Annotated in this window: 5 protein-coding genes and 1 pseudogene; all 6 read left to right on the top strand. The window is 58.4% G+C overall.

Annotation, left to right across the window (positions count from 1 at the left end; genetic code table 11):
- Window positions 1-401: 401 nt before the first annotated feature.
- Window positions 402-1,556 (top strand): glycosyltransferase family 4 protein, encoded by a 1,155-nt coding sequence (locus QZY44_RS10860; RefSeq protein WP_295446066.1) that lies wholly within the window; start codon window positions 402-404, stop codon window positions 1,554-1,556.
- On the top strand, window positions 1,557-3,449 hold the full coding sequence (gene asnB, locus QZY44_RS10855) for an asparagine synthase (glutamine-hydrolyzing) (RefSeq protein WP_295446064.1): 1,893 nt from the start codon (window positions 1,557-1,559) through the stop codon (window positions 3,447-3,449).
- Window positions 3,446-4,633, top strand: a complete 1,188-nt coding sequence (locus tag QZY44_RS10850; RefSeq protein ID WP_295446062.1) for a glycosyltransferase family 4 protein — start codon at window positions 3,446-3,448, stop codon at window positions 4,631-4,633. Before asnB (QZY44_RS10855) ends, QZY44_RS10850 begins: the two co-directional genes overlap by 4 nt.
- Window positions 4,633-6,435 carry an asparagine synthase (glutamine-hydrolyzing) gene (gene asnB, locus QZY44_RS10845; protein WP_295446060.1) on the top strand — a complete coding sequence of 601 codons (1,803 nt, stop codon included), beginning with the start codon at window positions 4,633-4,635 and terminating at the stop codon, window positions 6,433-6,435. Before QZY44_RS10850 ends, asnB (QZY44_RS10845) begins: the two co-directional genes overlap by 1 nt.
- Complete coding sequence (locus QZY44_RS10840) at window positions 6,436-7,584, top strand: glycosyltransferase (RefSeq protein WP_295446058.1); 1,149 nt, start codon at window positions 6,436-6,438, stop codon at window positions 7,582-7,584.
- A 14-nt stretch (window positions 7,585-7,598) separates the two neighbouring features.
- Window positions 7,599-8,094: pseudogene (locus tag QZY44_RS10835) on the top strand (hypothetical protein); the annotation flags it as partial.

Raw genomic sequence — 8,094 nt, 5'->3', positions numbered from 1 at the left:
TATTCCGTCCAATTTATTATTATATGATACCGGTACTCATCCCATTGACATAAGTAATAGCGGTAATTTTTATGGTGGCATATATGCGCCGTCAGCTAGTGTGAGTTTGTCCAACTCTGCAACGATATACGGATACTGCATTCGGCTTGGGGGGTTGTTTTCTTATTTTCAATATCAAGCGCGGTGATCTCATGGTCGGTTGGAGACTCAACTCGTTGGCGGCTGTCGGGTATGCCAGTGATGCTAATGATTGCCATGGCTGGCTGGACGTTTACGCGGGCGCGGGTCCGCCAACAGATTCTCATGTATTGGGTTATTGGATTGTCATTCTTGTTTTTAGCCTATTATGTGCTTAGGTTTTTTTGATGCGCTTTAAATTGTTCAAAAATGAGTAACTGTTGATGCGACTCCTGATGATATCGCCTCAGTATTATCCGATCGTCGGAGGGTATGAGAGAGCAGCGCAGCGGCTATCCGAAGCATTGGTTTCACTGGGACACGAGGTGATTGTAATTTCTGAACGTCGACAGCATGACTGGCCGACAGCCGAAGTGCTGGACGGTGTGCAGGTGCGGCGACTCTGGTGTCTTTATCGCTCAGGATTGCATAGTTTGACATCACTTTTTAGCTTGGCGCTGTTCCTGCTGAGGAATGGCCGTCGCTTCGACGCCTGGCATGTGCACAAATACGGACTGCACGCGGCTCTCGCGTCCGCTCTTGGAATCCTGCTTGGGCGCCCGGTCGTCCTGAAACTGGCCAGTAGCGCCGGTCAGGGATTGCAAAGGGTGACTGCCGAAGGTCGGTTCGCAGTAATGACCGGATTCTTGCTCAGACATGTTAGCGCCGTGGTTGCCCTGACACGCGAGACAGCAGGCGAGGCGGCAGCCTTCGGTATTCCTGGCGAGCGTGTGCATACACTTGGAAATGGTATTGATTGCGCAAACTTTTCGCCGCAGGATGCGGCGGCGAAGGGCCGGATGAAACGGCTGCTGGGACTCGGTGAGGCGAACATCATCATATCCATCGGCCGATTATCTGAGGAAAAGAATCCGCACGGACTGCTGCATGCCTGGGAGATTGCGCGGGATTTGCTGTCTAGTGATTGGATACTCGTCCTGGTCGGCGACGGGCCGATGCGTATACGAGTCGAGTCGATCATACTGGATCGTTCGCTGACTGATCGCGTCCGTGTTGTCGGCCAACAGGAGAATATCGCGCAGTGGATGGGGGCTGGTGATATCTATGTCTTGAGTTCAACGAATGAGGGCTTGTCGAATACCTTGTTGGAGGCCATGGCCTGCGGTCTGCCGGTGGCCGCCACGCGCGTGTCTGGCGTTTCAGAATTGGTCGAGGAGTCCCGGGCCGGGCTTGCGGTTGACGTTGGCGACATGGATGCTCTGGGGCAGGCTCTGGTGCGATTGGGTTGCGATGCGTCCCTGTGTGCGCAAATGGGCTCCCGTGGGCGCCGGGTAGTCGAGGGACGCTACGCAATTGAGCCCGTGGCGGCGGCGCATGAGGCGCTTTATCGTCGCCTGATTGCGGATAGGGCTCGTTAGATGTGCGGAATCGCGGGTCAATTTCTCCATGGCGATGTGACCCCGGACTCCAAGGTTTTGGCGGGGATGGCAGAGGCACTGCGCTATCGTGGTCCGGATGACGAGGGCCTGTATCGCACGACTCACATTGGGCTGGTCCATCGTCGGCTCAGTATCAGGGATCTAAGCGATGCGGGCCATTGCCCCATGGCATCTCTGGATGGCTTGATGTATCTTGTGTTCAACGGCGAAATCTATAACTGGCGGGAGCTTCGGACTGAACTTGAGTCGGGTGGGGCGTTGTTTCAGAGTCAATCGGACACTGAGGTCATTCTACACGGATACCGGGTCTGGGGTAATGCCTTGTTTGGTCGTCTTCGCGGTATGTTCGCACTGGCCATTTGGGATGCCAGTCGACGATGCTTACTCTTGGCGCGTGATCGGGCTGGGGAGAAGCCGCTGTTTTACCGAACATCCTCGGAGGGATTAGTCTTCGCCTCCAGCTTAGAGGCACTGCGGCCGGGCGGGGTGCTCAATACTATAGACCCTGTCGGGGTGGTCTGCCATTTGGTGCATAGCTTCATTCCGGCAAGTCACACGGTCTGGCAGGGCGTGCAGGTTCTTCCTCCCGCGCATTATTTGGAAATCGAGTGCGGTCAATTGCCCGTGCTGACACGCTATTGGGAGTTCCCGCGCTCCGGGCCGCTCAAACGGTCACTACACGACTGCGAACAGACGGTTGAGGCTGCGCTTGACGACAGCGTGGCCCGTTGCCTGGATGCAGATGTTCCGGTCGGGGTGTTCTTGAGTGGAGGTGCAGACTCCTCGTTGATTGCCGCGCTGGCAGCACGTCACTGTCCGGGCATCCCCGCGTTCTCGCTGGGTTTTCGAGAGGCGCGGCACAATGAGTTGCCCTATGCGCGGCGGGTCGCCAAGCACCTTGGTCTGGAACATGTAACGTTTGATCTAAATGTTGAGGATGCCATCGAATGGTTGCCACATTTGGTCACCCAGTACGGTCAACCGTTCGGCGATAGTTCCTCGCTCCCGTCCTACGGTGTCGCGCGGTTGGCGCGACAGTCGGTCAAGGTGTGTCTCAGTGGCGACGGTGGCGATGAGTCGTTCGGCGGGTATTGGCGATTGCAGTCTGGGGTGTATGCCGCGCGATACGGTCGTTGGATGCCGCGGATCGTCCGCAAGCGGATTATTCCCAATGTGGCCAGTCGGTTAGGTGGTGTCGGCCGGCGTTGGTTGGCGGTGAATGCCCTGTCGTTGCAGGTTCCCGGGGTTTCTTATACCAATAGACAAAGTTGGTTTGAGCGGCTTGGCGACCTGGCCGGGCCGGCTTTGCTTCCGGCCTTGGCTGAGGACCTTGCGGGTCTACGCGTCGGGAAGACAGTCGATCGCCCCGAGGTCAGTCTGGTGCAGCGGTTGCTTTACGACGATTTTCAGGTGCAACTGCCCGACGCCTATCTGACCAAGGTGGATGTAGCCAGCATGGCGGCCTCACTTGAGGTTCGGGCACCGTTTCTCGACCAGCGGGTGCTTGAACTAGCCTGGAGCCTTCCGGATTCGACGAAATTGCACTGGGGGCGACGCAAGTGGTTGCTCAAGCGCATTGCGGCGCGACACGTACCGGCGGAGGTGGTTTATCGCCCCAAGATGGGTTTTGGCATGCCGTTGCCGCAATGGTTTCGCGGCGCCTTGGGGGAATATCTGGAAGTGCTGATGAGCGACAGCCTTGCCGTAGGCGCAGGTTGGATTCTTGCCGGGCCGGTACGGACTTGTCTGGCAGAGCATCGGGCCGGTCTGGATCATTCTACCCGGTTGTGGCTGATTTTATGGTTCGAGCTCTGGCTCAGGTTGGTTGAGCACCGAGCGGGTGCCGTGGATATGCTGGGGCGTGGCGGATGATGCGCGTCTTGATGTTCGTCCCCCAATACCCTTATCCAGTGTTGGGCGGACTGGAAAAGCAGGCGCATGAATTGTCTAAGGCGCTATTGGCGAAGGGTGTGGGGGTGCGGGTGGTGTCGGGCCGGGTGGTGCCGGGGCAGCCGGATGAAGGGTGCGTGGAAGGGGTGCCGGTGACGCGGATAGCGTGGTCGCGATTGCGATGGCTGCGCTTCCTGCGCTCACCCTGGGATGTGCTCCGGGTCCTATGGATACGGCGATTTGACTACGATGTGATTCACTTGCATCAATATAGCCCGGTGGGATTGTATGTCATCGTCCTAGCGAGACTGCTTGGGAAGCCGATACTGACGAAACTACCGAATGTCGGCGATGTTGGTTTGCCGGGCTTACGGCGCCGGCGTTTTGGCCGAATAGCGCTGAAAATCCTGCTGTCATCCGATGCGATCGTGGCTATGTCCCATGAGAGCATCCGCGAATTGGCCGAGGCTCACTATCCGGCCCGGCGGGTGCTGCGCACACCGAACGGTATCCGCTTTTCTTCGTTGGCAGTGCCCCATGGCCGGCCTGCGGGCGAGGCATGTCGGGTCGTGTTCGTTGGCCGCCTGTGCGCGCAAAAGGGGATTGATGTCCTCTTGGCAGCCTGGAAATGCCTGTGTTCAGCCAGCACCCGTCCGGTTGACCTATTGCTGTGGGGAGACGGGCCAGAGTTGCCCTCCCTGATAGCCCAATCGGATCGTCTTGGACTCAGGTCGAGCGTGCATTTTACCGGCCAGGTGGAGGGTGTCGCCGCACGATTGAGGGAGATGGATATCTTCGTGCTGCCGTCATATGCTGAGGGCAACTCGAACTCCCTGCTGGAAGCGATGGCGGCAGGCCTGCCGATCGTTGCAACCGCGGTCGGCGGTGCGGCGATGCAGGTCGGTGAGGAGGGCGCACCATTTCTGTGCCAACCGGGCGATGCGGCAGCTCTGGCGGCGGCCCTGCTGAGGCTGGTCCAAGACCCCGTGCTGCGCGCGTCGACCGGCGCAGCCATGCGGCGGCGAGCCGATGACCATTTCGATATCGACCGGGTGGCTGATTGCTATCTCCAGGCCTATCGGTGTCTGGCAGAGGGCCGCCGGGACGACGTTTGGACTTCGGCCCATCCAGTGTTGGGTCGGGCCGATTTCGGCGCGGCTCATTAATGTGTGGGTTCGCCGCATTGGTTTATGGGGCTCATGTAACGGGGGACGAGGCGCGCGATGCGGTGCGCCGAATGTGCGAACGGATGGCAGTGCGAGGGCCAGATGCGGAAGGGTTCTGGTTTGATCAGGGGGTCGCGCTCGGACATCGCCGCCTCGCGATTGTTGATCTCGATCCACGAGCGGGTCAGCCGATGCGCTCGGCCTGCGGGCGCTATATGATCGTGTTCAACGGGGAGATCTACAACTTCCTTACGCTCCGGGGAAATTTAGAGGCCCGAGGTGCCGTATTCCGCACGACGTCCGATACCGAGGTTCTCCTAGTCTTGTTCGCGATGGAAGGCGAGGCGATGCTGCCGAAGTTGCAGGGCATGTTCGCCTTCGTGATCTGGGACCGTCTGGCGCGGCGCGCCTTCGCCGCGCGAGACCCTTACGGCATTAAGCCGTTGTATGTGGCGAATGTGCCTGATGGCGTCCTGCTCGCGTCCCAGGTCAAGGCGCTGTTGGCGACTGGACTGGTTTCACGGGAGCCGAATTGGCGTGGTCGGGCGGGTTTCTGGATGCTCGGCAGCGTACCGGAACCCAATACTTGGTTCCGGGATATCCGCGTGCTGCCGGCCGGCCATTGCCTGTGGATCCAGGGCTGCAAGGTGGTTGCCTCGCGCTGCTGGCAGGATATTGGAGAAGCCTGGCGTCAGGTCGGCCAAGCGACTGTGGTTGGGGTGTCGGAGGTCCGCGAGCGGGTGCGTACCGCGTTGCGTGAGTCGGTTACACGGCATCTCGTTGCGGATGTGCCGGTCGGGGTATTCCTGTCGGGCGGGATCGACTCCGGCACGCTGGCGGGGTTGATGGTCGAGGTGGGCGCCCGTGAGCTGCAAGGTATCACGATCGCCTATGATGAATTCAAAGGGCGGCACGAGGACGAGGCCCCGGTTGCGGCTCGGATCGCGGCCCACTATGGAATCCGGCATTATATACGCCGCGTGACGCGGGATGAGTTTTTTCAGGATCTGCCACTAATTCTCGATGCCATGGACCAGCCGACCGTCGATGGTGTCAACGCCTGGTATGCCAGCAAGGCAGTCGCGGAGTTGGGGTTGAAGGTGGTGGTGTCGGGCGTTGGGGGCGACGAATTGTTTCTGGGGTACAGTATTTTTCGAAAACTTCCGCGGTTGGTGTCCGTTTGGCGTGCACTGTCGCGGGCGCCTGCGGCTATGTTTTTGGCAAGGCGTCTCGCTGAGACTCAGGCGCGGCGCACGGGCAATGGACGGTGGTCACATGCCGCGGACTGGCTGCGGAGTATCTCCGGTGCCTGGTGGCTGAGTCGCGGGCTTTACAGTCCGCAAGACCTTCCCGAGCTGATGGGTGTCGATGGGTCAGTGGAGGCGTTGCGGGACTTTGATGTGAACGATTGGGTTCGTTCGATGGTGGGAATAATCCCGCAGGATCGCTTTCTCGCCTTGGGACAGATCGAATCGATGACCTATCTGCGTAACCAGTTGCTGCGCGACAGCGACTGGGCCAGCATGGCGCATAGCGTTGAACTGCGCACGCCGCTGGTGGATGCCACGCTGCTTGGCACGCTCGCGCCAGTCCTCGCCCAGTTCCCGGCCTTTCGCAATAAGAGTCTGCTTTCCGGTGCACTTATCAAGCCCTTGCCGAGACGGTTGCTTGAACGCCAGAAGACGGGGTTTGGTGTGCCGGTGCAGCAATGGTTGCAGGCGGCCGGCCGGGCGGGCGGAGATGACGGCATGAGTCGTAGCTGGGCGCGAGAGTTGAGTACGCAAATTTATGAGCAGATTTGAATGACCGCCCGGACGCCAAGAATTGTACAAATCGTTCCGGTGATTGCCGACGAGGCGAGCGGACCATCGTATTCGGTGGCGCGACTGTGCGAGTCGTTGATACAGCAGGGGCAGGATGTCACTCTTGCGGCACTGGACTGGACAGCCGCGCCAGTGCCACGCTCTTATTTGCGGACGTTTCCGTTAGGGTTCGGGCCGCGACGGCTTGGACGGTCCCCGCGGATGCGGGAATGGCTTTTGAGGGAGGCGCAGGAAGGTAGCTTTGATATCATGCATAACCATAGTCTCTGGATGATGCCGAACGTCTATCCGGGGCAGGTTGCGAAGCAGGTGAACATTCCCTACGTCGTGTCGCCCCGTGGCACTTTATCGGCGTGGGCCATGGCCAATGGTTCTAGAGTAAAACGCCTGTTTTGGCCAACCGTTCAGCGCCCTTCGTTAGCGGCGACGACCTGTTTTCATATCACCGCCAAATCAGAATGCGCGGATATTCGTCGCTTTGGCTTTCGGCAACCAGTCTGTGTGATCCCGAACGGCGTCGATATTCGGCCATTGCTTGCTAAGGCGGACCACAATCATCGTACGCTGTTGTTTCTTGGTCGCATCCATCCGATTAAAGGGGTGGATATTCTGTTGCGTGCCTGGGGTGCTGTGATGCAGCGATACCCCGATTGGTGTCTCCGCATTGTGGGGCCGGATAACGACGGTTATCTACCGCGGATGAAAAGGCTCGCCACGGGCTTGGCGGTGGAGCGGGTTACGTTTAGTGGTCCGCTCTATGGTGATGCGAAGTGGCGGGCTTACGCGGATGCGGAGCTCTTTGTGCTGCCAACGCATACCGAAAATTTTGGCATGTCGGTGGCTGAGTCACTTGCGAGTGGCACGCCGGCGATCGTGACACATGGTGCCCCTTGGAGCGGTCTTGACGATCGTTATGCTGGTTGGTGGATCGAGCCGGGATGTGATTCCTTAGTCGCTTGTTTAGAAAGCGTTCTAGGTCGGTCAAAGGAAGATTTGACCGAGATGGGTCTGAGCGGTCGGGCTTGGATGCAGACGGATTTTTCTTGGACGGAGGTCGGGCGGCGAATGGCGGAAACCTATCGATGGATTCTGCAAAGCACCAACAAGCCATCGTGGGTAATCGAATAACTAGGTTTCTAATGATGAACGATAAACGCGACTCAGAAAAATTGCACGCTAAGTGCATTTCTTGCGCCTCGGTAATTCATTATTGGAATACCAAGCGGTGCGCTGGTCGAGACGCCGAGGGCTATCGTATTGACAGATGTGCTCATTGTGGACTCGCCTTCGTTAATCCGCGACCGTCTCAGGCATGGTTAGCCAATTGGTACAGTAAATCAGGTCATCACCCGAGTGCTGAGACAGTATCCGAATCGGTGACGTTTCAGTCAGTGATGGACCGGGAGGCTGCGGTGGCGGGCTCCACTCGCGATGCCAAGAGAAAAATGCACACGGTTCTCGAGTTGCTGAATGAGCATAGCCACTTGTCCTTGCTGGATGTTGGGTGTGGTTATGGTTTCTTTTCGAGGGAAGCTATGAATAATGGCTTTTCGGTGACCCCGATCGAGATAGCAAGCAGCGAGAGGAAAATTGCTACTGAGTTGCTGGGAAGTTCGCCTGTCGCGACTTCTTTTGAGG

Source organism: uncultured Thiodictyon sp. (assembly GCA_903837595.1).
Classification (GTDB): domain Bacteria; phylum Pseudomonadota; class Gammaproteobacteria; order Chromatiales; family Chromatiaceae; genus Thiodictyon.
This window is presented reverse-complemented; position numbering and strand designations above follow the sequence as displayed.

Excerpts from the sequence above, each read along its gene's own strand:
- asnB (WP_295446064.1), top strand. The coding sequence starts at position 1,557 with ATGTGCGGAATCGCGGGTCAATTTCTCCATGGCGATGTGACCCCGGAC.
- QZY44_RS10840 (WP_295446058.1), top strand. The coding sequence starts at position 6,436 with ATGACCGCCCGGACGCCAAGAATTGTACAAATCGTTCCGGTGATTGCC.
- QZY44_RS10850 (WP_295446062.1), top strand. The coding sequence starts at position 3,446 with ATGATGCGCGTCTTGATGTTCGTCCCCCAATACCCTTATCCAGTGTTG.
- QZY44_RS10860 (WP_295446066.1), top strand. The coding sequence starts at position 402 with ATGCGACTCCTGATGATATCGCCTCAGTATTATCCGATCGTCGGAGGG.
- asnB (WP_295446060.1), top strand. The coding sequence starts at position 4,633 with ATGTGTGGGTTCGCCGCATTGGTTTATGGGGCTCATGTAACGGGGGAC.